Here is a 25,296-nt window from a genome sequence, read left to right as displayed (position 1 = left end):
TTCATGAAGTTCACAAAGTCAGAAGAATTACATAAAGAAGCTTTAGAACATATCGTTGGTGGTGTAAACAGTCCTTCTCGCTCTTATAAAGCAGTTGGCGGCGGTTCACCAGTTGCAATGGAGCGCGGTCAAGGTGCTTACTTTTGGGACGTGGACGGCAACAAATATATCGATTATTTAGCAGCATACGGACCGATTATTACAGGTCATGCTCATCCACATGTAACAGAAGCGATTAAAGTCGCTGCCGAAAACGGTGTGTTATACGGAACACCAACAGCTTTAGAAGTAAAGTTTGCAAAAATGCTAAAAGAAGCTATGCCAGCGATGGATAAAGTACGTTTTGTAAACTCAGGAACAGAAGCTGTTATGACAACAATCCGTGTTGCTCGCGCTTATACAGGACGCACAAAAATTATGAAATTTGCGGGTTGCTACCATGGACATTCTGATTTAGTTCTTGTAGCGGCAGGCTCTGGTCCTTCTACACTTGGTACTCCTGATTCTGCTGGTGTACCGCAAAGTATTGCACAAGAAGTCATTACAGTTCCTTTTAATAATGTAGATACATTAAAAGAAGCTCTAGATAAATGGGGACATGAAGTTGCAGCGATTCTTGTAGAACCAATCGTTGGAAACTTCGGTATTGTGGAACCAAAACCAGGCTTCCTTGAAAAGGTAAATGAACTTGTTCATGCAGCCGGTGCATTAGTTATTTATGATGAAGTTATTACAGCTTTCCGCTTTATGTATGGCGGTGCTCAAGATTTACTTGGAGTAACACCAGACTTAACGGCTCTTGGCAAAATAATCGGCGGTGGGCTTCCAATCGGTGCTTACGGCGGGAAAAAAGAAATTATGGAGCAAGTTGCGCCGCTCGGTCCTGCGTATCAAGCAGGTACAATGGCCGGAAACCCAGCTTCTATGGCTGCTGGTATCGCGTGCTTAGAGGTACTTAAGCATGAAGGAGTATATGAAAAACTAGATGAACTTGGAGCAATGCTTGAAAAAGGTATTCTAGAACAAGCAGCGGCGCATAACATCGATATTACAGTAAATCGCCTAAAAGGTGCTTTAACAGTATACTTTACAACAAATACAATCGAAGACTACGATGCTGCACAAAATACAGACGGTGAAATGTTTGGTAAGTTCTTCAAACTCATGCTTCACGAAGGAGTTAACTTAGCACCATCTAAATATGAAGCATGGTTCTTAACTACAGAGCATACAAAGGAAGACATTGAATATACAATTGAAGCAGTTGGCAGAGCATTTGCTTCCTTAAAATAAAGTGAAACTTTAATCAGTGGGGGTTTTCTTCATCCCCCACTGATTATCAGCCCTCACCAATCGGGCGCATGCCAGCAGTTTATCTCCCGCCTAACTTCTTAAGAAAAGCGGAAGCGGCTCGCTCAGAATCGCAGGACGCCCACGCCCCTGACAAAGAGGCGCTTTTTGCCTCGTCCGAGGGGGCGAAACGGCCGGAGATTCTAGCCGCTAGAGCTGGACAATGCTTTTACTGAATTTTGAGGCGGGAGTATTACTGCCCACGAATAGCGGGATAAAATTATAAAAAAACAGAGGCAATCCTCTGTTTTTTTATTTTTACTATTTCATAAATTACACAACAATAGTATAATTATTCATAATTCTCTATCTTCAACCGATCATAAAGAGTTATCCTTCTACTCTTCAGCAGTGTTTCACTTTATTATCCGTAATATTAGGTGTCGTACACCTTTAATATTTTGATTATTCTAAATCCAAACAGAGGGGGATTAGCGAATGCCAGATACGACAAATAAATGGACACCATCTTTATTTCGAAATTATGCAAATGCAGAACATGACGCGTGTGGAATCGTTTCCGTAATGGAGAAACGAAACATTCCGACGAAAGAAAACATCGATCTTTGTATACAGTCTCTTGTGAAAATGAATCACCGTGCTGGATTTATTAATAACGAAGGCGATGGAATCGGAATTCATATCGATCTTCCGAAAGCACTTTGGAAAGAGAAATTAATGAAAAATGGTTATAATCCAACATTAGTGGACCATCCTCACTTTATCGTTGGACATTTTTTTCTCCAGCAAAAACAAAGCACCCATGCCCTGCAAAATGAAATCCGCTCCTTACTACAAAAAGAGAATTTAGCGATTCTATTTGAAACTAGCGCCGTAACTAACTCTGATGCCCTCGGACTTCTTGGTAAACAAGAAGAACCGCTATTTTGGCAAATTGCCGTTATCCCAGAAAATCAACATGAAAAGATTGACCAATTATTATTCTCCCTAACGATTGAAATCGAAAAAAATGAAGCAATTCATGTTGCGTCATTCAGTTCAGATTATGTTATTTATAAGGTACTCGGAGCTGGCGATACACTTGTATCCTATTATGATGATCTGCGTCATCCACTCATCGCATCTACAATGACACTTGGACATAACCGTTATTCTACGAATACATTATCTAACTTTTTTCGCGTGCAACCATTTAGCATCCTTGGACATAATGGAGAAATTAATACGATTGCTAAGCTGCGAGATCAAGCTGAAATGATTGATGTGCCGCTTACAGATGGCGGCAGTGACTCGCAAGACTTAAACCGGACGCTAGAAACACTCCTCACCAATTACAACTATAACTTATTCGAAGCAATGGATATATTATTTCCACCAATCGTTAATGAAATAAAATTATACGAGCCACATATGCAAGATTTATATACGTATATCCGTGAAGCATGGGGGCATTTTGCGCAAGGGCCAGCTGGAATTATTTCACGCCATAAAGATGAGGCTGTTTTTAGCGTAGACTCCCTTGGTTTACGCCCCGTTTGGAAAGTAGAAACGGAAAGCTCTTATATTTTTTCCTCTGAACCAGGTGTTATTTCTCCAGCTGAATATGTTGCAGAACCAAAATCACTTGCTCCAGGGGAAAAAATAGGACTAAAGCGAGACCTAGAAGGTGATCTTGTCTTATACGAATACGATGCATACCAAAAAGAAGTATATGCACGTATGAAACAACGAATGGAATGTACCGGCTATCGCAATCATCTATATGTTCCGCCAACAGGTGAATTAGATAACCTTGTTTCCATTACCGAAGTAAAAACGGAGCAATACGCGGCTTTCGGCTGGGACCGCGAACATATTCAGCTTCTCGAACAAATGGCTGAAAAAGGCGCTGAACCAATTCGTTCCCTTGGGCATGATGCTCCTCTTGCAGCACTCGATTCCAGGAGACGAAATGTTGCTGACTTTATAAAGGAAAGCGTTGCTGTTGTAACAAATCCTGCAATTGATCGAGACCGGGAAGTAGAACACTTTTCGACGCGTACAATTGTAGGAAAACGGCCAAATCTATATGCGGCAAATGAACAACCATTTATTGTAGAACTTCCAAGCCCTATCATTTTAGAAGGAGCATTGGGTCAACAAGCTTCCGGGCAGCAGAGCACAGTATCTTACGAACAACTCATCCGTCTATTTTCTCTGCACAGCACTGTTTATAAATTATCCGGAACGTTTACAGAGGATGAAACTTTAAGTGCCGCACTGCATCGTCTTGGTGCAGAAGCTACACTAGCAATAAAAAAAGGCACATCGCTTCTTATCATTGATGATGCAAAAGCTCATCAAAACAACCAATTATGGATTGATCCGCACTTACTTACAGCCAAAATTCATCGAGAACTCGTCAAACATAACCTACGCCGTGATTGTGCAATTATCGTACGTTCCGGAGCAATTCGGTCTTTACACGACATTGTAACTTTATATGGTTTAGGGGCAGATGTTATCAATCCATACCTTACATTTGCAACAGTAAACGATGGAACAGAAACGCCTCTTCTCAATTTATATAACGCATTGAATAAGGGAATTGAAAAAGTGATTTCGACACTTGGAATCCATGAATTACGCGGCTATGGTCGCCTCTTCTCTTCTATTGGTCTACACGAAGAAATTGCACAAATATTGGATATTACAAATTTCCTTGGATCTAGTGGGTTGGCTTTTTCGCTACAAGCACTAGCGGAAGATGCAAAAGCTAGGGCACTCGATTATACAAATGAAAAAGCAAACATCCGAAAAACGTTTCATTTATTTCCGCGCATTTGGAAAGCGATTGGAGATATCGCCAAAGGAAATGCATACGATGACTACCGTGAAAAACTGGATGAATTAGAAGAAAAAAATCCAACGGCAATTCGTCATCTTATCAAAACAAAAGAAACAGACGATAAAATGCCAATTGAGAAGGTTTCAATTGCGGTAAACAATCATAGCTTACCATTTATTGTTAGTTCGATGTCATTTGGATCACAAAATGAAATTGCCTTCCGTGCTTATGCTGAGGCTGCTGACCGATTAAATATGATTAGTTTAAACGGTGAAGGCGGCGAGATTAAAGATATGATTGGTAAATATCCACATACACGCGGGCAACAAATCGCATCAGGACGTTTTGGGGTCAACGCTGAACTCCTGAATTCATCTAATTTAATTGAAATTAAAATTGGGCAAGGAGCAAAACCTGGAGAAGGCGGACATTTACCAGGGTCAAAAGTAACAGCAAAAATTGCAGAAGCGCGAAATGCAACAATTGGTTCGGATTTAATCTCCCCTTCCAATAATCATGACATTTATTCAATTGAAGATTTAGCGCAAATTATTACTGAAATTAAGACTGCCAACCAACATGCAAAAGTCGCTGTTAAAGTTCCTGTTGTCCCTAATATCGGAACTATAGCAGTAGGCATCGCCAAAGCGGGTGCTGACTTTATTAACATTAGCGGTTTTGACGGCGGGACAGGTGCAGCACGTATTCATGCCCTGCAACACGTTGGTCTTCCTGTTGAAATTGGTGTAAAAGCTGCTCATAATGCCCTGTTAGAAGCAGGAATGAGAGGGTGTGTAGAAATTTGGGCTGACGGTGGCATCAAGAGTGCTGCAGATGTATTAAAAATTATGCTGCTTGGTGCAAACCGCATTGGCTTCGGGACACTGTCTATGATTGCGATTGGCTGTACAACATGCCGCGGCTGTCATTTAGATACTTGTCATGTTGGGATTGCAACGCAAATTGAATCAGAAGTACAAGCGAAAGAACACGGCCTGCGCCGCTTCGTACCGCGAAATTTTGAAAGTGCTGTAGAAGGATTGTTACATTTATTCACAGCTTTTGGAACAGAACTAAAGCGATTAACGGCGCAGCTTGGTTATAGCAACTTACAAGAAATTGTCGGTCGTTCTGATTTATTAGAACAAACGCAAGGACAGCATTTGCTAAATTTACATTACTTATTACAACCATTAGAAGATGTAGCGTGCAATACCGTGCAAACAGCAGTTCCTCAAGAATGTAGCAATGCTCATTATTCCATTACATCTAAAGAACTTATTCATGTTGGCGTCGATCAACGTGTAATGGGCGGTATGGAATCTTGCTATCGCACTCGCAGCAAACTGTATGAAAACCGTGTATTAGAACCACTCACATTAAAATATACAAACGGTTCTGTTCCTGGAAATGGACTAGGCGCCTATAATAGCGAAAACCTTTTTATTCATGTGAACGGCGGCGCACAAGATGGCATCGGAAAAACAGCTTTTGGCGGTGGGATTTATATTACAAAAACAAAAGGAAGGGATGAAAAATACTATAACGGTTCTGTTGGAAAAGGATTCGGATACGGCGCACAAAAAGGATCATTATATGTACAAGGAAACGCTGACGCTAGAGCAGGCATTCGTCTCTCAGGAGCTGATATGATTATTGGCGGAAGAATGACAAAACCACTCCCGAAAGAAGAGCATGGAAATATCGGTGTTCACGCTAATATAAAAGGATTTGCCTTTGAATATATGACAAACGGCCGCGCGCTCGTCCTCGGTGACCCCGGCCCGTGGATTTGTGCCGGAATGACGGGCGGAGTTGTCTACTTACGTCATCATCCTGATTTTGGCTTAACAGAACAATCATTAAAACGACGAATTGCAAAAGGAGCGAATGTTACGCTTCGCCCACTCAGCAAAATAGGAGAATCTGATGTGAAAGAGTTATTATTAGATTATCTTCGTATATTAAATGAGCATGAACAATACAAAGAGGTTGCTCTTCTCTCACTTTTGTTATCCAATCTACATGCTCATTTCTACGAAGTAATTCCAACGAGAGAGCAAGCTGATCCATCTGTTTCAACAGAGTAAAGCAAAAGAATAACCGCTTTTTCATTGATGACCTTTCATTCTCATAGTACTGTATAACAAATCAAAAAAACCTGCTGAAATTCAGCAGGTTTTTTCATTAAAATACTACTTGCTAACATAAGTTAATGAATGTATAGTATCATATTGTACATTCATTCTGACAAGAAAGAAAGGATATAAAAGAAAAGTATGAAACTTGGTGCTCGCGTTTTAAAAACGGGTATTGCCATTACACTTGCTTTATTTGCATGTTTGCTGCTTGAATTACCGAGCCCTGTATTTGCGGGAATCTCAGCAATTTTTGCTGTACAACCTTCTGTGTACCGCTCGTATTTAACAGCGCTAGAACAAATTCAAGCAAATGTGATGGGGGCAATTTTTGCCATTGTCTTTGTGTTTGCTTTTGGAAGTAATCCTTTTATTATTGGATTAACGTGCATACTAGTTATTGCACTTGCCTTAAAACTACATCTAGAAAATACAATCTCCATTGCGCTCGTAACGGTGATTGCCATTATGGAATATCAAGGAGCAAATTTCTTTGATTTTGCCCTATTACGATTCGCAACAATTATGGTTGGAATTATTGCGGCATCTCTTGTAAATTTAATCTTTATGCCGCCAAAATACGAAACAAAACTCTATTACAAAATCGTGGATAATACAGAAGAAATTATAAAATGGATTCGAATGAGCAGTAGGCAAGCATCTGATTTCACAACATTGAAAGCAGATATTGATCGTATGAAAGAGAAAATGATTCGTCTCAATCATTACTACTTGTTGTATAAAGAAGAAAGAAGTTATACAAAAAAAGTACAACTTGCTAAAATTCGTAAACTAGTCCTATTTAGACAAATGTTAGCAACAACAAGTCGTGCTTTAAGTACATTAAAGGCGCTCCACAAAGCAGAGAACGAGTTACGATATATGCCAGAATCATTTCAAGAATCGATTCAAAATGAGCTGGATTCATTAACTCATTATCATGAGCAAGTATTACTCAAATTTATTGGGAAAGCAAAGAAACAGCAATCAGTTGAAATTCTTGACGAAGTTTCTATTGGTAAACAACAACTTATTGATATATTTATGAACTATCAAAATAAAGATGATGAAGAAAGCTATCGAATATGGCTTCACCTGTTTCCTCTCGTGTCAGCTATCATTAATTATAGCGAGGAAGTAGAACATTTAGATTTACTTGTAGACAGTTTCTATACGTATCATAACCCAGAAAATGAACTAAAAATTCAAGATAAACAAGAAGATGAATAAAAAACGACCCTTTCTTATTACGAAGGGGTCGTTTCTTTTATATGTTGAATTTGATATAAATTATAATAATAACCGCACTTTTGCATTAATTGCTGATGCGAACCCTGTTCTTTTATTTCGCCATCTTCTAAATAAATGATTGTATCTACGTGTGTAATTGTTGATAATCGATGCGCAATAATAATTGTAGTTCGATCAGCAGCTAACGTTTGCAGAGCCTCTTGAATATAACGTTCATTTTCTAAATCTAGCGCAGATGTAGCTTCGTCTAAAATAAGAAGTGAAGGATTTTTCAAAAATACACGTGCAATTGCGATGCGCTGCCTTTGCCCACCGGACAATTTCACACCTCTTTCCCCGACCACCGTTTCATATCTATCAGGCAAACTCATAATAAAATCATGAATATGTGCAGCTTTAGCTGCTTCTACTACCTCTTCTTCTGTTGCCTCAGGTCTTCCATATAAAATATTCGCTCCAACTGTATCGCTAAATAAAATGTTATCTTGCAAAACAAGACCGATATGACTACGTAAATTCCGCACATTATAATTTCTAACATCAATCTCATCTACATAAATTGATCCTCTAGAAACATCATAAAAGCGAGGAATTAAACTTGCAAGCGAAGACTTCCCACCCCCGCTTAAACCGACAAGTGCTACTTTTTCACCTGGTGAAATAGACAAAGAAATATTTCGAAGCACATCTTGCTCATGCTCGTTATAACGGAATGAAACATTTTCAAATGTAATTTCACCGCGAAGTGACTTCTTAGTAATCGCATTTGGCGGATCAACAATATCATACTCTTCATCTAATAATTCAAACACACGGTCCATAGAGGCAAAAGCTTGTGTAAGTGTTGTCGAAGAGTTCACAAGGCGACGAAGCGGACTATATAAACTATCCATATATCCAATAAAAGCGACCATTGTGCCAAGTGTTAACGATCCATGAATAACTTCGTAAGCAGAAAAAGCAATTACGATCAAAGGTCCAAGATCCGTCAATGTGTTTACAGTAGAAAATGTCCTTGCTGTCCAGCTCGTATGCGTTAATGCCTTTGTTAAGAATGCACTGTTCTTCTCTTGAAATTTCTCTTTTTCATACTCCTCTAACGCAAAGCTCCGCGTCACTTGCATACCTTGAATACGCTCATGTAAATAGCCTTGCATCGTTGCCAGCGCTTGTGAACGCTCACGTGTTAATGTTCGAAGGCGACTGAAAAAATACTTAACTGTAACTACGTAAACAGGCAGTACAAGTAAGGAAACGAGCGTTAATTTCACATTCATCGAAAACATAACTGTAATCGCAATAAAAATCGTTGCCGTATCAAGCCACACATTCATTAATCCCGTAATCACAAAATCTTTCGTCTGCTCAACATCATTGATTACACGAGATATAATTTCCCCCGTCTTTGTATTGGAGTAATAACGTAAGCTTAATTTTTGTAAATGCGCAAAAATATGCTTTCTCAAATCATACAACACCGAGTTTCCAATACGCTGCGCAAAGTACTGACGATAATATTCAATCGGCGGACGTAATACTGAAAAAATAAACAATGCAATCCCGATAACCACAAATAATTGCGATGTTTTCTGTTCTAGTGAACTCCCGCCTTGAATAATATCATCAATAATATACTTTAATAGCCACGGCATAATAAGCGGAATCCCAAATTTAATGAGACCGATTACGATCGTAATCGTAATGAGCCACCGATACGGCTTTACAAATTGGAGATACCGTTTTATCCCTTTCATTTCTCTCCCTCCAATCATGTTAAAAGGATAAAACCTGCTGGATACCCTAGCAGGTTTTTCTTTAATCTCTATACATTAAATATCGTTCATACCACATATCAATAAAATCAGGTGCAAACGGACCTTTTCGTTGATGAATCCATTGTGTTAAATACTCAACATTTCGTTTTAAAATCGTATCAATAACAGCTGGATAATTCATAAGCTCACGATGGTTTTCGTACTCATCTTCATCCAACAAAGTATACGTCATATCAGGATACACTTTAATATCTAAATCATAGTCAATATATTTTAATGCTTCATAGTCATAGGCAAATGGCGAACTTAAATTACAATAGTAATACACACCTTCCTGCCTTAACATCCCAATAATATTAAACCAATAATTTGAATGAAAATAACAAACAGCTGGTTCACGAGTAATCCACGTTCGCCCATCAGATTCTGTGACGACCGTGCGATCATTTGCCCCAATAACAACACTTTGTGTCCCTTTTAAAACCGTTGTCTCTTCCCATATTCTATGAATGAAACCATTATGTTTATAACTATGTATTTGTATTTTTTCTCCTTCTTTGGGAAACCCCATACTTTCTCCCTTCTTTCGCCGTGAATGCTCTTCTAAGGTTGTTATTTGTGACACCGTTTGTTTTTTTTACCTCTTTTTCAAACATATTGAGCCGAATTCACTTTTCTTTTTATTATAACGGTTCTGTCGAAATTTTAAAACAAAAGAGCCGATTCATGAAATCGTCTCTTCGTTTGGAAGTATCTTCTCGTTTTCAAAAGCATGAATTACCGCCGTTGTTTGCTGCTCAAATTTCAATTGTAAACTTTTTAATGTTCTTCCTGTTCTTTGAATTTCTTGACGAATAAAATGGAGTTCTTTCGCATCTTGCTCATTCATTTCAAGATGTTGATATCTTTCTAAATGAACTTGTAACTTTAACAATTCATCCATCGTCCGCAATTGCTCTCCAACCAATTCATCAAACTGTTTCATTAAATCCCTCCTAAAAATCCTATTACATATTTTCGAATAAAACCATTCCATCTCCTTTGACTATATTTGTTGACTTATTAGAAGTTATGTCGGCTCACACAAACAAAAAACACTCCTCTTACAAGAGAAGTGTTTTTTGTTATTAATTCATACTAAGATTTTTTTGCAGCTGATTTTGCGTTTTGTTGTTTTACTGCTTGTACATTTGTTTCAGTTGCAAACTCTGTACCATAGCTAGCACCTGCACTTTGAGCGTTAGCGCTAGAAGCTTGAGATTTTTTAGCTTCTGCTTGTGCATTTTGTTGTCTTACTTCTTGTGCATTTGTTTCAGAAGCAAATTCTGTTCCAAAACCTGCGCTTTGAACGCTAGCACCAGAAGTTGTTTTACCAAAACCTTGTGATTTTTTGTTCATCTTTCTCACCTCCACAACAAATAATGTAACCATCCTTAGCTGAATCTATCCGTTAAAAACTTAAAAAGAAAAATATTTTTTACGTATACAGACAAAAACGTTCATTCAAACTAATGATGATGGAGGTGCTGCATGATGTATGTTGGACGTGATATGACAGAGTTATCCATGACTCCAAAAGATCAATGGAATCAAGAAGAACTCGCTTATTTTCATCATTCCTTACAACAAATGATGCCTTATTTAAATGTCGAAGGACAAACGGTTTATAAAGAGATTGTAAAAGAGATTGAATCACGTGGTGGTTTACAAAAAAACGAAGCTAGTTGGACCCATAGCACAAACATTTCTTACGATTAAGAGAAACGTGTTCCCTAACTTGGGAACACGTTCCATCTCCTACCTTTATTACCTGTTGTAAAGGACCAAATTGGTGAAGTCACTTGACCACCATATCGGTCTTCGACTTTCATATACCAGTAATACGTCGTATTTTCCTTTAAATTCTCCAATTTCACTTTTGCGTTGCGCCAATTTGACACAAAATTATCTTTACCTATTACTTCGTTCGTGTACACGTTTACTTCTACATAATCTGTTGCAACTTGTTTTATCGCAGGTTTCAAATCAACGTCTAATTCAAATTCATCTTTTCCTGGATACTCTTCTGGTTTATAAAAATTATATTCATTTAAATATGGAGAGTACGTTTTGACATACATTTTATTCGCGGTTGTATCAAATTGCAAAAGACGCATATAACCTTGTCCACCCTCTGGGCCACCTTGATAATCCGCTAACATTTGATATACTTTACGATCTGCGATTCCGTCCTCATTATCATCAATTTCATCAACTAATGTCTCACTATCATGATAATGTCCGCTCAACACAGCTAACACATTTTTATTCGGTTTAACTACTTCATTAAAAATTTTGTCGCCAATCGGACTACGATTACCTGATACAAGTAAATATTCATGGAGCGATAAAATTGCTTTTCGATTTGGATATTTCTCCAATACTTCCTTCATCCATTGGATATCCTCATCTGTAACGCCCCATCCCATATACAGCATAATAAAATCGTTACCTTTTGCTGAAATCAAATCATAGTGTCCACGGTTATCCTTATAACTTTCACCGTAAAATGACTTATCTTTAAAGCGCCAGTCCCCAAAATATTTCGCGTATGCTGTATAGTCCTCATCTTTATGATTTACATCATGATTCCCAGCCAACACACCATACGGTACTTTCGCATTTTCAAGTACTTTCATATATTCATCTGCACGCTGCCATTGAAATTCTTGATACGACTTATCAACAAGATCTCCTGTATGGAATACATATTTAATATTCAATGCATCTTTTTGCGCAGCAATCCAGTCAACCTGGCTTTTATAAATATGTGGATAACTTTCAGAATAATACTGTGTATCCGACATCCATACAAATGTGTAATCAAATTTATTTGGTGAACTTGGAATCTGATCTTGCACGATCACACTTACTTTTTGATCTTTTACATATTCTTTTGCTAATACAGCGCCTTTTAATTCAAAATCCTTATCTCCAGCAATTTTCGATGTAAGCTCTGTCCACTTATTTGTCGTATAGTTCCAAGCATACATCGTAACTTTTCTTCCTTCTAGAGAACGTCCAAACCACTTTACTTCTACCGTATCATCGTTTTTCACATCAGCAGCAACTGTTACATCAAAGCGATGGTACGGGAATTTCTCTGTTGATTCCGTCTTATAATATTTCCCGTCCTTTTTACTAACTTTACTTAGCTGTTCTTGGTCAAAGCTTTTCTCACCATTTACAGCAAAAGCTTGTGGTGGTTCTTGTTCTATTGTATTTTCGGTAATTTTCATACGATCCGTTTGATTCGGCTTATACACATACCCTTTATAAAATGTTGCCTTCATTGCATCATTTGTTGGATCAGTTACTTTTGCTTCAAGTGTCGGACTCGTACTCACATTTTCCTCTCCATCTTTAGGTGCAATCGGAGTAGGATCTGTTGGATTTTCTGCCCAGGTTTCAAACATAACTGTCTTTTCTTGACGATTTCCTACTTGATCTTCCGCCTCCACATGTAGTTCATGCTTTCCTGCTACTAATTGTGCAGATGACGTTTCGTATGGAGTTATAATCTCTTTACCGTCCAATATAACTTTTTTATTTTTCACTCCTGCTATATCGTCCGTAACTGTTACATCGATTGGAATTTTCCCTTTGTACTTCTTTTCATTCTGTACTGTAGTAGAAATTTGTGGCGGTGTGTTATCAACTTTTACATTCGAGGCGACTTCTTTATTCACACCATCTTGCACTGCAATTCGATGATTTCCATCCTTTTCTTGTTTTGTATCCCATAAATACGCATTTGAAATAAATTTGTCTTCTGGAACTCGGAATCCGAACGTAAATACTGGTGTTGATGTATCTCCATCACCAACTGATAACTCCTGATTTGGATTTGCAAAGTTCGGATCATATAAAGTCGTTCCATCTGCTAATACAAGGCGAACATTTTTTAAATAAAAGTCATCTTTGTTCTCTTCAACTCGATCATCAAATGGAGACGTTTTTGTGCCAGATCGAATGTCAATTTTGAACGGTTCATTATATTTAATTTTTGATTGATCAATTTTTACAGTTAATGTGACATAATCACTATACGTATCATCAAATACACGCAATACTTCATTTCCAATTGTAACTGCGTTTTTAAAATACAAGTCAGTTTGCTTCACATCGAAAGCAAAATAGGCAGGCTTCTCTAAAGCGCGATATGTATTCGTCTCTACTTTCTTTCCGTCCACTAAAAGAGAAAGTTGTTCAGACCCGGCCGACGAAGAGGTTCCTTTTAATAAAACTTGATTTGCGACCACTTCATCATCTTTTACATTAAGACGAAGAGGGCCCTTATCTTTCTCACCAGCTATTTGCACTGCGTACATATTACTTTTTACTACATGTAAACCATCAGAAGCTTCCAAGTAATATGTTATTTTCTCTTTCCCAATTAATTCAGGTGAGTAAATGGTATAATGATATTTTTTATCTACACGATTCTCTACTAAATTTTCAACTTTATATTCTGCATTAGGATTCGTTTTGTAATATAATTTCACACTTTTAACTTGTTCATTATCAAGAACAGAAAAACTCAATTTATGGTCCTGAAATTCAGAAATTAGCCCCTCTGCCTGTTCATGTGAAATTGTCGGCGGAATTGCATCTGCCTTCAAAGCAACTCGTTCAGCCGGTACTTGCCCTTCGAATACAGTTCCAGGAGATGCATTATGCTCTGCACTACTAATCTTTTGCATCATTTGTGAGCCATCTTGAGGGTAGCGATATAAAATTCCCTTATTCGCTTTCACATCAGCTTGGTTTGCTTGATCATTGTAGTAGGCAGCTGCAATTTCTTTCCCCGTCTTTGTTGCAACGACAATGCCACGTGCACTTCCATTCGCCATTCCATTTGAGTATATTCTAACAATATTTTTATTTTCTACTAAGTTCACTCCAAATTGTTTATTAAAATCAGCTACATTCTTCTCATTATTTTCACCATTTATAATCCAAAATACGAGCGACTGCCCTGCTGGAATTACAACATCATCTGGAGTGGATCCCCAGATAAGATCCCCCTCTGCTCCTTCAGATGGATAACGATAGCGAATTGTATAATCCTTAAAATTAAGATCCTTCTCGCTATTGTTATACACTTCAATAAATTCGTATCCATCTGCTTTCCCAACATTCGTCGTGTCTGGCGTCACTTCGGTAATTAAAAATGGCGGTACGCCTTGCGGATCTATTTTTTTATGTTCTACTTTTGTTTCATAGGATTTTTCAATCGTTTCTTGATTACCTTGCACGACAATTTTATAGAATAATGACTTCCCCCACAGCTCTTTTTGAGGAATTGTCACCTTATAAATATCGCTATTTCCTTCTTTATTCATCTGCAATTTTTTGTGCGTCAATTTGCCATCTTGCGTATACAAAATGGCTACATTTTCCCCGCCTTTAATCGTTGCAGTAATAGTTAGATCCTCTGCCTCTGTATGGGTAGGTGATGCTGTATGCTCGATCGTAACGCCAACTTGATCTGATTGTTTTACTGGCTCTGACGGTACTTGAAACGGCTTTTCTTTTTGATTATTATCTTTTTGTGCAGGCCCTAGCTGTTTGGAGTCTTCTTTTTGTGTGGATTCTGTAGTTTCAAATGTAGTATAAGTCCCAGGGGATGGTCTTTCATTTTTTATTTCTTTCTTTGTTTCATTCCAAAAAGAATGAATTGATATATCTTTAGTCTCTTTTCTTGTTTCAATGACATCTAACATTTTATTTTTCTCATTCGCTACCTCAATCTTAATTTTTTCATCACTTAAATCCTCAGTAGCAAATAAAACTTGATCTTCTTTTATTTCTGTCTTATAGCGCTCATTCAGCTCATTAACGGTTTTATTTCCAAATAAGATTAACTTCGTTTCTTTCGGTTGTACAAATTGCCTTTCATTTTTATCTTTAAGTTTTAGCACTTTTCCATTGACCTTCAGTTGAACATTTTTCATATCCATAACTTTCGCCGATGAGTTATACAACTCGATATAGCGTAGATCATCTGTATAATGAACTTCTGAAATGAGAGCTTGCTGATTTTGTTCCTTCTCCTCAGCAAAAGTGACATAACCTGTCCCAGCCAATGTTTGAAACAAGAAAGTCGCTACAATTGCTGAACGGATTGCTTTTTTAAACATTTTCTATCCCCCTTTACATTTTTCATTACAACTTTCATTGTATTTGTCATTTGTTAAGGGAATATGAAATATTTGTAAGAGATTGTTATCTTTATGTCGAAAAAACTCCAACCGTTATGGTTGGAGTTTTTTGACACATTCTTCATAAATCGTTCGATGTGATTTCGAAATGGGTAATTGTTCAAACTCTTCGGTAGTAATAATTTTTAAATGGTCCGTTTCAACAATTGGTTGCAGCGCAGTGCCATAAAACACAAATATATCCCACGTCCGATGAGTAAACGTATGTTGCACATTTATTGCATAGTCATCGATGGAAATAGACATCGCAAATTTCTCTTTCATATAATCAGTAAGCTGTTGTTTCTGATTTCGAATTCCTTCGCTAATTTCAACGTTCGGAAATTCCCACATGTTAGCAAGTAATCCGGTACTCGGTCTTTTATTAACAACATATTTTCCATCTTCCGTACGCAGGACACTGGCAACAAGCGGAACCATTTTCGGGGCTTTTGCTTTACTTTTCACTGGTAATTCCTTTTGTACTCCTTCAGCAAACGCGCGGCAATGCTCCCGAACAGGACAGAGAAGACAAGATGGATTTTTCGGAACACAAATAAGTGCCCCTAGTTCCATCAGCCCTTGGTTAAAATAAGATGGATTTTCTTTTGAGATGATTTGGCGAACAACATCTTCAAATACTTTACGTGTTTTCGGTTTTGCGATATCATCCCAAATTGACAAAACACGTGATAATACGCGCATTACATTTCCATCAACAGCCGGCTCTGGAATCCCGTAAGCAATACTCAAAATGGCCCCTTTTGTATAAGGTCCTACACCTTTTAACTTTTCAATTTGTTTTACATCACTAGGAACTTTTCCGCCGTATTGTTCTTTTACTTCTTTTACGGCAGCATGTAAGTTACGTGCTCTTGAATAATAACCAAGACCTTCCCACGCCTTTAACACTTCTTCATCTTCTGCATCAGCTAATGCTTCTAATGTTGGAAACTTTCCCATAAAGTTTGCGTAATATGGTTTTACAGCTTCAACCCGGGTTTGCTGAAGCATAATTTCCGAAACCCAAACGCGATATGGGTCTTTATTGATGCGCCATGGCAAATCACGCTGCTCTGCTTCAAACCAACTAATTAAATCATGTTGGAATTTTTCTATGTTAAAGTCATCTAATATTTCAAGCTTCAAACTTGGTCCCCCTCATTTTTTTGCATATACGTACTATTATAAAGAATTTAGGAGAAAATTTAAGTAAGATGATGTAAGAAATAAAAGGCAAATGCCTTGTGATATAGAATAAAAAGAGTTACATTAATAAAAAACGGAGGTGGTTTTCATGGACACAGCCACTCATCTTGTCATGGGCGTTACATTAGGAAGCTTAGCAACACTAGATCCAGCGCTCAGTCAAAGTGACTTCGGGCCACAAGCTGTGATGTTTGCAACAATTGTCGGTTCTAATGTTCCTGATATTGATACTGTTTTAAAATTAAGAAACAATGCAAAATATATTCGAAATCATCGCGGGATTACTCACTCCATCCCAGCTGTTATCCTTTGGTCATTTTTGGTTAGTGGGATTACTTTTGCAGTATTTCAAAGCCCGCCCTATCTTCACCTTCTTCTATGGTCATTTATCGCTGTATTTCTTCATGTCTTCGTTGATATTTTCAATGCATACGGTACACAAGCACTGCGGCCCTTTACTAGGAAATGGGTGGCACTAGGCGTCATTAACACATTTGATGCCGTCATTTTCTTCATTCATACATTAGCGATTGCATGTATGCTTGTCGGTGCAAATAAAGGTTATGCTGGAGTAGCTGCTTATATGTTAATGACCGTTTATTATATCGGCCGAATTATGATGCGCCAAAATGTAAAAGGTGTCGTAAAGAAACGATTTCGTGACGTTGAACAAGTCATCATTTCACCATCATATCGCTTTTATCATTATCACTTAGCTATCGTTACAAAAGACCACTATTTTGTTGCCCGTTGGCATCGCGGTAGTATTATGGTTCATGATAAATTCGAGCGCATTCCATTACCTGATAACGATGTCATTCGTGCCGCTCAAAAAGATGAAAACATTTCAGCGTTCTTATCATTTTCTCCTGTCTATCGCTGGGATATTTTTGAATACAACGACTATTATGAAGTTAGATTTATAGATCTACGCTATCGCAGTAAAGATTATTATCCGTTTGTCGCAATTGTTCAGCTGAATAAAGAACTTGATATTATGAGTTCCTACACAGGATGGATTTTCAGCGAAGAAAAACTGCGCAAAAAATTAGAACTAATTCCGCATTAAAAAAAACGACCACAATTGGTCGTTTTTTTAATGTTTAACATGATCGTCTTTATTAATTAAATGACTATACTTTGGATTATTCGTTTGAATTTCATGCAAACGCGCCCCTTGGTTATTAATCCACGCTCGTACCACTTTCTCTGTCATTTCAGTCCCTTGATACGTTCCTACTTTTGCATATGTCGCACCAAAATCCTCCCATAACAACTCAATCCAAGTACGCGCTTGAGAATAAGAAAGAGAAGGATTTTTTTCAAGAAGTTCTTTCGTTAATTTTTCAAAAATATCGTTCATACTATGTCTCCTTTAATCGATTCATTTATTTTTTAACATATAAATCACAGCTATGCAAAACAAAACATGACCTGCACTTGCTCTCTCCCTTTGTTTTAAATATTGCACGTGGCAGAAAAAGGCACTGACCGCTCCTACACATGGCCAGTTGCTCTCGTCCCCCCCAAAAAAGAAAAAGGTTTTCAAGCCATTTTTTGTTTGTATTCCTCTAGAATATTTCCTCTCACATTGCACAATCTATAAGTGATACTTCATGTATCAAACTGTAACGAGGGGGGAGTTCCTCTTGGGCAAACAATCGGAAATTTGGTCTGAATCCAAAAACGACAGCAAAATCAACGGTCCTACAAAAGCAAAAGCTCGCTTTGCTTCAAAACGCCCTAACGGCACTATTAACACGCATCCACAAGAGCGAATGCGTGCCGCGAATCAAGAAGAAGCATAACAACTGTTTATCGATAACTTCTTATACGAGGTGATAAAATGAGCTACCGCAATCATTTAGACCGTCGTTCTGAATTATTTAATCCCACGTGGGCTCGTCCAAAGCACGCAAAAGCACAAGTAAATGGACAAACGCAGCAAACGCAGTCTCTCATTATTTTGGCAAATGAAATGAAAAAACGCCAATTTTAAGCGCCTACCTCCTTTAACAATTACAAAAAGTGAAAACTAGAGCAGCCAAGGCTCTCTAGTCTTCACTTTTTTTGCAATAATGAAATAGGAATACCAATTTCCTCTGTTTCATTTTGTTTATGTCCCCAAGCAAATACCCCGTTAAAATACGTAATGGTAAACGATGCACCTGGCTCTTCTACAAGTTCATATGTTTCGCCAATCTGAAATTCATTTATATCTGTCATATAAGCACGTGCCATCGCAATTTTCCTCATTAAAACATCAAATTCATTTACAATGCCAAGTTGTTCTGCTTTTACTGCCTGTTCTTTTAAAACGCCTATTTCTTCTCGCAATTCATGTGGTGTCATCTCGCTATAGCGCTTTGGCATGTTTCTCATTTTTTTCTCCCTCATCCCTCTTCACGTTTCATTTGAATAAACACTTCTATTTCATCAATCGAAAAACCCTTTCGATATAATGCTTGCTTTATCTTATTTTCATACGTCCAACCATCATATTTCTTATACTTTTCATGATATTTATTCCCATGATAGATAAGGGCTTCTTCTTGCTTTTTATCATCCTTTTCATCTTTTAGTTCTTCTAAACAAATTTGAATGATATTACGCCCATATCCTTTCCGCACTAACATCTCTTCTAGTTTTTGTTTCATTTGTAGAAAAGAATGTTTTTGATAAGACTTTTTCTTTTTTTCTATAAGCACAAGAGCATTTTCAATTTGCTTCTCCTCGGGATACTCCTGTAAACTATGGGTAATCATTACATCCGTAATCCCTTTACTTAACAGTTCACGTCTAATGACAATTGGTCCTTTTTGGCTCACATTACTATGCGTACGGACATATGCAATCGCATACTCTTTATCATTAATATAACGGTCATGTAATAGTTTTGAAACCACTTCAGAGATGATGGCTTGTCCAATTTCCTTTTTCCGTAATTGCTCTTCTACTTCTTGCTTCGTTCTCATTTGATGCGATAAGTAAGTAATTGCATATAAATATGCCTTTTGTACTTCTTCATCATATAAAACGTTTGCTAATTCAACATCATCAAATTCCAAGCCTTTTTGAAGCCCATGTTTGATTAAAGTCACTTGATCAACACTAAAACCATATTCTTCTCCATGACCTTTATCAATGTAAATGTTAAATCTTTCGTTCGTTCGTTTTTGTACTTCTATTTTCGTAATGACAGCCATACATTTCACCTCAACATCATTTTAACATACTATGAAACAAATTTGAGTTTCTTGAATATACATAATGAGGAGGGGTTTCTTTTGGAAATCGCTATTTCTGGAGGAACAGGTTTTATTGGAAAAGCACTCACTTTATATTTAGCAAGTAAAGGACATATCGTATACATCCTGACACGTCAAGTAAGAGAAAATCATTCCCCTGCAAATATACACTATATACATTGGGATGCTGGCGCCTCAAAATTCCCACTCTCTTCCATTGATGTCATTATTAATCTTGCCGGAGAATCGATTAATAATGGTCGCTGGACGAAAAAACAGCAAGAAAAAATTATAAATAGTCGTTTACACACGACAAAAGGCTTAATTAAGCAACTCCAAACGTTACACACATACCCAAGCACATTTATAAATGCCAGTGCGATTGGCTATTATGGTACATCAGAAATAGACACATTTACAGAAGAGCATCCTAAGAAAGGGAATGATTTTCTAGCCACTACCGTACAATTATGGGAAGAAGAAGCGAGTAAAGCAGCTGATCTTGGCATTCGAACGATTTATACGCGCTTCGGTATTGTTCTTGGAAAAAATGGAGGGGCACTGCCGAAAATGTTGCTTCCCTATCAATTGTTCATGGGAGGAACAATCGGCTCAGGAAATCAATTGTTGTCTTGGGTTCACCTTGAAGATGTTGTTCGAATGATTGATTTTGCAATTCACACAAAAGAAGTAAGTGGCGCTTTCAATATTACAGCTCCTCATCCTGTAACAATGACGGAATTTGGAAGAACAATCGCGAAAGTGCTGCATCGAACACATTGGTTGCCAGTACCTGCGTTTGCGCTCAAAACTCTTCTCGGTGAAAAGAGCATCCTTGTGCTAGAAGGACAAAGAGTATTACCTCAAAAAGCAATACAACACGGATATACACATTCCTATGCTACTTTAGAACATGCGCTTCAAAATATTGAATCGTACTCATAACTACTAAGCTCTTAAAAAATGACATAAAAACCCCTTCTTTTTTAAAGAGGAGACGAGAGCATCTGGCCGCGCATAGAAACGGTCATGCTGTATTCTTCTTAGCAGCGATTTATATGTTAAAAAATTAAAATGGATTTATATAAAACAAAGAGGTTCTTATGAAAACATTATTTAAGCAAGCGACTGTTTACCCTATTACTTCCTCTAAATTTAAGGGGGATGTATTAGTAGAAAACAACAAAATTGTGGCATTAGAACGATTTATTGAGTCTAGCCAGGATATGACCATTATTGATGCACGAGGTCTTCATCTTCTTCCAGGCTTTATTGATGTGCATACACATCTCGGTTTATATGATGAAGGAACTGGATGGGCTGGAAATGATGCAAATGAAACAGCAGAAGTCCTAACCCCTCATATTCGTTCTTTAGACGGCATTCATCCTTTTGATGTTGCTTTTCAAGATGCCCGGCAAAGCGGTATTACAACCGTACATGTCATGCCTGGAAGCCAAAATGTAATTGGCGGAACAACATGCGTCCTCAAAACAGCAGGAACTAGTATCGATCATATGGTCATTCAAGAACCTGCTGGTTTAAAAATTGCGTTTGGAGAAAATCCAAAACGTATGCATAGCAACGGAAACAAAGAATCTATTACCCGTATGGGGATTATGGGAATGCTTCGAGAAGCATTTTATGAAGCAAAACACTATGGGAATGATACCGACTTTCGAATGATTCCTATTATACAAGCGCTTCGCCGTGAAATTCCTATACGCGCCCACGCTCACCGTGCCGATGATATTTTAAGCGCTCTTCGCTTTGCTAAAGAATTTAATCTCGATTTACGTATTGAACATTGCACAGAAGGACACCTTATTGCTGATAAATTAGCAGGTCACGATTTAAAAGTATCTGTCGGACCCACATTAACACGCCGTTCAAAGATTGAAATTAAAAACAAATCTTGGCAAACATATCATACTTTATCTACTCACGGGATTGAAGTTTCTATTACGACAGACCACCCCTATACACCCATTCAATATTTAAATATTTGCGCGGCTATCGCCGTCCGAGAAGGATTAGATGAACATAAAGCTCTAGAAGGAATTACAATTATACCAGCTCGCAATATACGACTAGAAAAGAAAATCGGTAGCATAGAGCCTGAAAAAGACGCTGATCTTGTCCTATGGACTCACCATCCTTTTCACTATTTAGCCAAGCCTGTATTAACAATGATAGATGGAAAAATTATCTACACAAAAAATTCATAAAAACTAGTTTATTTTTTTGACTAGATGAAGTATTATACGATTATAAACTGAATGAAACCATAATCAATTTGTGTCGTGTTGAGTAATTTCAAATTGATGAATGGGGAAGGCAAATGGTGCGCCACCAGCATTATAGACTGGTTCTAGTGGGTTCGATTCCCACCCCGAAATTTTTTAAAGTTTTATATAAAAATTTCGAGGGTGGGGTGTTTTTTGTTGTCATGCTGCCCTCTTTTTAGGAGGAGATAGTATGTTAAAAAAACGTGACCTACATGACAGCCACGTTCTATATGATTTGATGATTCACCCTGATGTCTTCCCCTTTGTGCGTCAAAAGGCGTCTTCTTATGACGAATTTTTGTTTTTGACAAAACAAACCGTTGAAGCGGAAGAGCGTGGAGAGTTAATTTCACGAACAATTGTTGATGAGTGGGGAAATCCAATCGGAACAATAACTCTATTTGATATTCAAGAAAAAGCAGGCTTCCTTGGCACATGGCTTGGTAAACCATATCATGGAAAAGGTTATAATAAACCTGCAAAAGACGCTTTCTTTAGTGAACTTTTCTTTGAATTAGATATTGAGACTATTTTCATGCGAATTCGCAAATTAAATACTCGCTCTATTAAAGCTGCCGAAAAACTACCATACGTCAATCTAGCAAATGAAACACGTAGATGTGTATACGATCAAATTAACGCAAACGATGAAGTGTATAACTTATATGAAATTCCGAAAGATCAATACACACTACACACAATGCGCGAAGCAACATTCCAAGACGCTCACCATTTAAAAGAAGCGTAATCTATGTATATCTCCCTCTGTCATTGGTAACGATAGGTAATGACTTTATGACACGAGGTGAACTGGAATGGATAAGAGAAGACGTGAAAAAACGAAAAGTAAATTATCTAGCACACAAGAAGTTCTCTATCAACGTGAATTTAAAAGAGCAGATCGTGCAGCTGGGTATAAGCCAAAAGGGATTTTTTAACATAAAGCTACCTCTTGTTCAGAAGAGGTAGCTTTTTTTGTGGAAAACTTTATCCACAAAACCGTTGGAAATGTGTATAAATTCGAATATCTTTTCTATAAAAGAGGAATTTAACCACAGTGAGTTTGTTTGAATTGTGGATATATTCACTGAATTTTGTGGATATTGTGGATAGTTTTGTTAATATTTTAAGTTTACTGTATATTGAAAGCGGATTCGTTTGTGGATAAATTAATATTCTACAAGCAATTTCCCTTCCCTATACCATCTATAATATATAAAACCCCTTTAGCATCTGGCTGTGGATAGTAGCGGTCAGTTCCTGTTTCTACCACAGATAATGTTTAAAACAATAGGAGCATGCTTGTGGAGAGCACGTTGGGGTTTTTGATAGCGGCGATTTATATGTGGAAACCGGTGTAAAAGACCTCTTTCTTTTTTGGACGACGAGAGCATCTGGCTGTGGATAAAAGCGGTCAGTCCCTATTTCTACCACGGGCTATGTTTAAAACAATAGGAGCATGCTTGTGGAGAGCACGTTGGGGTTTTTGGTAGCGGCGATTTATATGTGGGAACCGACATATAAGCCTCTTTCGTTTTAAACGAAATAACGAAAAAAACCTCCTTCTACAGTTAGAAAAGAGGTTCTTATATTAAGTAAAAGACTGTACAAGGGCTGGTGAACGTACCGGCGAATGTACCCGCACATGATTTTCCTCCAAAATAGAATCCACAATATGAAACGCTGGTTCCGGACGATAAATGCGTTTCATCGCTTCTCTCATTTGCAATAACTTCATGTCATCTTGCAATAATTCTTTCGTTTTTGGAAAAATTTCATGATCTTCACGAATAACAACTGCTGCACCTTGCTTTTCAAAATACTTCGCATTTTCATTTTCTTGTCCTGGTACTGGTTTATATAAAACGACAGGTACTTGCAAAGCTGCTGCTTCACTTAATGTAATTCCTCCTGGTTTCGTGATCATACAAGAGGTAATACGGAACAGTTCATCAATATTCTCTACATAACCGAATACTCTTAATACATCTGGATTGCTTTCTTGTAATTGTAGCAAATCCTCTTGCAATGCTTTATTTTTCCCACAAACTACAGCTATCTGCAGATTAGGAACTGATAGAAAGGACTGACATAACTCTTTTACACTTCCTAACACCCCATGTGCCCCTGCCACTATAAGTAAAGTCTTTTTGTCGCGTGACAAATTATACTTATCATACAAGGATTCCACATTAACAGATGCTTCAAAGCTTTTCCGAATTGGAATTCCAGTCTCTACAATTTGCTCAGCAGGTACTCCTACTTCTATCATAATGTTCTTCACATAATCTGTTGCAACAAAATAACGATCCACTTCTCGGTGAATCCATATTTTATGCAAGCAAAAATCAGTAAGTACATTATAAACAGGAATAGAAATATCTGTTTGTTTTTTTAACTCCGGCACCGCAATGATTGGAAATGTATTAATAACAATATCGGGTTTTTCAGCTTGTAATATCGCTTTTAGACGTTTTCGTCCAAAATTGGCATACCATGATGCGATTTTTTTATCGTAAATCTTCTCAACACCATAATAAAATAAGCGGTATAGCTCTTTCCCAATTGTATAGCTTTTTAAATATAAATATTTTGTAATGTCTGTTATGACAGGATGTGATTCACTAAAAAGATCGCATACAATTACATCCTTAAGTCCTCTTTGACGAAATGTTTGTTCTAATGTTTTTGCCACTTGGACATGACCGTTACCGTAATGTGCTGTTAATATTAAAACCTTGGGGTTTTTAATCAAACAAATCCACTCCTAGCTTTTTCGGTCCTTTATATTGCATCTGTCACAATATAAAAAACAATTTCCTTATAATTTTGCAAGTTTGTATCCCAACGGTTTACCGCTGGATATGTACCTGTCGTGGATATACAAAGCATATGTTATTGACCCCTTAATCCCATCTGCTCATATCTTAACATTATACTTTCCCATAACTGCTTTCGCAATAACTTGACGTGTCTCTATACTTCATGATACGCACTACACTATTTC

The 25,296-nt window shown here is 37.6% G+C and carries 21 protein-coding genes; 11 read left to right on the top strand and 10 right to left on the bottom strand.

Translation table 11 applies throughout. The annotated features are described in order from the left end of the window. Positions 1-3 precede the first annotated feature (3 nt). From hemL to BR72_RS12735, 3 genes are all read left to right on the top strand, one after another. Complete coding sequence (gene hemL / locus BR72_RS12745; protein WP_035433496.1) at positions 4-1,293, top strand: glutamate-1-semialdehyde-2,1-aminomutase; 1,290 nt, start codon at positions 4-6, stop codon at positions 1,291-1,293. Positions 1,294-1,788: 495 nt separating this feature from the next. Beyond that, positions 1,789-6,228: a glutamate synthase-related protein gene (locus tag BR72_RS12740; RefSeq protein WP_035433495.1), complete on the top strand. Its 4,440-nt coding sequence runs from the start codon at positions 1,789-1,791 to the stop codon at positions 6,226-6,228. Between the two features lie 189 nt (positions 6,229-6,417). Continuing rightward, positions 6,418-7,506, top strand: a complete 1,089-nt coding sequence (locus BR72_RS12735) for an FUSC family protein (protein WP_035433494.1) — start codon at positions 6,418-6,420, stop codon at positions 7,504-7,506. Positions 7,507-7,523: 17 nt separating this feature from the next. On the opposite strand, the gene BR72_RS12730 is transcribed toward BR72_RS12735, so the two are convergent. The 4 genes from BR72_RS12730 to BR72_RS12715 all read right to left on the bottom strand — a co-directional run bounded on the left by BR72_RS12730 (position 7,524) and on the right by BR72_RS12715 (position 10,715). Continuing rightward, the gene (locus tag BR72_RS12730; RefSeq protein ID WP_035433493.1) at positions 7,524-9,281 is read right to left on the bottom strand and encodes an ABC transporter ATP-binding protein; all 1,758 of its coding nucleotides are present in this window, start codon (positions 9,279-9,281) and stop codon (positions 7,524-7,526) included. 61 nt (positions 9,282-9,342) lie between these two features. Next, complete coding sequence (ntdP, locus tag BR72_RS12725; RefSeq protein ID WP_035433492.1) at positions 9,343-9,873, bottom strand: nucleoside tri-diphosphate phosphatase; 531 nt, start codon at positions 9,871-9,873, stop codon at positions 9,343-9,345. Between the two features lie 153 nt (positions 9,874-10,026). Further along, positions 10,027-10,287: a YgaB family protein gene (locus tag BR72_RS12720; RefSeq protein WP_035433491.1), complete on the bottom strand. Its 261-nt coding sequence runs from the start codon at positions 10,285-10,287 to the stop codon at positions 10,027-10,029. 152 nt (positions 10,288-10,439) lie between these two features. After that, positions 10,440-10,715 carry a gamma-type small acid-soluble spore protein gene (locus BR72_RS12715; RefSeq protein WP_177206948.1) on the bottom strand — a complete coding sequence of 92 codons (276 nt, stop codon included), beginning with the start codon at positions 10,713-10,715 and terminating at the stop codon, positions 10,440-10,442. Positions 10,716-10,835: 120 nt separating this feature from the next. Here BR72_RS12715 and BR72_RS12710 point away from each other — a divergent pair, with 120 nt between their 5' ends. Further along, a complete protein-coding gene (locus BR72_RS12710) occupies positions 10,836-11,060 on the top strand; it encodes a hypothetical protein (protein WP_035433508.1) in 225 nt (74 codons plus the stop codon). 14 nt (positions 11,061-11,074) lie between these two features. Here BR72_RS12710 and BR72_RS12705 read toward each other — a convergent pair whose 3' ends face one another. Both BR72_RS12705 and mutY read right to left on the bottom strand, forming a co-directional pair. Next, positions 11,075-15,484 (bottom strand): lamin tail domain-containing metallophosphoesterase family protein, encoded by a 4,410-nt coding sequence (locus BR72_RS12705; RefSeq protein ID WP_035433489.1) that lies wholly within the window; start codon positions 15,482-15,484, stop codon positions 11,075-11,077. Positions 15,485-15,598: 114 nt separating this feature from the next. Then, the gene (gene mutY / locus BR72_RS12700) at positions 15,599-16,693 is read right to left on the bottom strand and encodes an A/G-specific adenine glycosylase (RefSeq protein ID WP_035433488.1); all 1,095 of its coding nucleotides are present in this window, start codon (positions 16,691-16,693) and stop codon (positions 15,599-15,601) included. 148 nt (positions 16,694-16,841) lie between these two features. On the opposite strand from mutY, the gene BR72_RS12695 reads away from it, so the two are divergent. Then, on the top strand, positions 16,842-17,822 hold the full coding sequence (locus tag BR72_RS12695; protein ID WP_035433487.1) for a metal-dependent hydrolase: 981 nt from the start codon (positions 16,842-16,844) through the stop codon (positions 17,820-17,822). A gap of 27 nt (positions 17,823-17,849) precedes the next feature. Here the strand turns inward: BR72_RS12695 and BR72_RS12690 are convergent, their stop codons facing one another. Continuing rightward, on the bottom strand, positions 17,850-18,116 hold the full coding sequence (locus BR72_RS12690) for a YfhJ family protein (RefSeq protein WP_035433486.1): 267 nt from the start codon (positions 18,114-18,116) through the stop codon (positions 17,850-17,852). A 286-nt stretch (positions 18,117-18,402) separates the two neighbouring features. Here BR72_RS12690 and sspK point away from each other — a divergent pair, with 286 nt between their 5' ends. Both sspK and BR72_RS25625 read left to right on the top strand, forming a co-directional pair. Next, complete coding sequence (sspK, locus tag BR72_RS12685; protein ID WP_035433485.1) at positions 18,403-18,561, top strand: small, acid-soluble spore protein K; 159 nt, start codon at positions 18,403-18,405, stop codon at positions 18,559-18,561. 38 nt (positions 18,562-18,599) lie between these two features. Continuing rightward, the gene (locus BR72_RS25625; RefSeq protein ID WP_081904877.1) at positions 18,600-18,752 is read left to right on the top strand and encodes a YpzG family protein; all 153 of its coding nucleotides are present in this window, start codon (positions 18,600-18,602) and stop codon (positions 18,750-18,752) included. Between the two features lie 62 nt (positions 18,753-18,814). On the opposite strand, the gene BR72_RS12680 is transcribed toward BR72_RS25625, so the two are convergent. Together BR72_RS12680 and recX are read right to left on the bottom strand one after the other, a co-directional pair. Further along, the gene (locus BR72_RS12680) at positions 18,815-19,135 is read right to left on the bottom strand and encodes a YfhH family protein (RefSeq protein ID WP_035433484.1); all 321 of its coding nucleotides are present in this window, start codon (positions 19,133-19,135) and stop codon (positions 18,815-18,817) included. An 11-nt stretch (positions 19,136-19,146) separates the two neighbouring features. After that, on the bottom strand, positions 19,147-19,959 hold the full coding sequence (gene recX / locus BR72_RS12675) for a recombination regulator RecX (RefSeq protein WP_035433483.1): 813 nt from the start codon (positions 19,957-19,959) through the stop codon (positions 19,147-19,149). A gap of 81 nt (positions 19,960-20,040) precedes the next feature. Here recX and BR72_RS12670 point away from each other — a divergent pair, with 81 nt between their 5' ends. The 4 genes from BR72_RS12670 (at position 20,041) to BR72_RS25620 (ending at position 23,227) form a co-directional block, all read left to right on the top strand. Continuing rightward, entirely contained in the window at positions 20,041-20,946 is a 906-nt protein-coding gene (locus tag BR72_RS12670; protein ID WP_035433482.1) for a TIGR01777 family oxidoreductase, read from the top strand. A gap of 158 nt (positions 20,947-21,104) precedes the next feature. After that, a complete protein-coding gene (locus BR72_RS12665; protein WP_035433481.1) occupies positions 21,105-22,229 on the top strand; it encodes an amidohydrolase in 1,125 nt (374 codons plus the stop codon). 250 nt (positions 22,230-22,479) lie between these two features. After that, positions 22,480-23,037 (top strand): GNAT family N-acetyltransferase, encoded by a 558-nt coding sequence (locus BR72_RS12660; protein ID WP_035433480.1) that lies wholly within the window; start codon positions 22,480-22,482, stop codon positions 23,035-23,037. Positions 23,038-23,104: 67 nt separating this feature from the next. Beyond that, positions 23,105-23,227: a YfhE family protein gene (locus BR72_RS25620; protein WP_081904876.1), complete on the top strand. Its 123-nt coding sequence runs from the start codon at positions 23,105-23,107 to the stop codon at positions 23,225-23,227. A gap of 653 nt (positions 23,228-23,880) precedes the next feature. On the opposite strand, the gene BR72_RS12655 is transcribed toward BR72_RS25620, so the two are convergent. Continuing rightward, complete coding sequence (locus BR72_RS12655; RefSeq protein ID WP_035433479.1) at positions 23,881-25,044, bottom strand: diglucosyl diacylglycerol synthase; 1,164 nt, start codon at positions 25,042-25,044, stop codon at positions 23,881-23,883. Positions 25,045-25,296: the final 252 nt, after the last annotated feature.

Source organism: Bacillus sp. UNC322MFChir4.1, assembly GCF_000746135.1.
GTDB lineage: Bacteria > Bacillota > Bacilli > Bacillales > Bacillaceae_G > Bacillus_A.
This window is presented reverse-complemented; position numbering and strand designations above follow the sequence as displayed.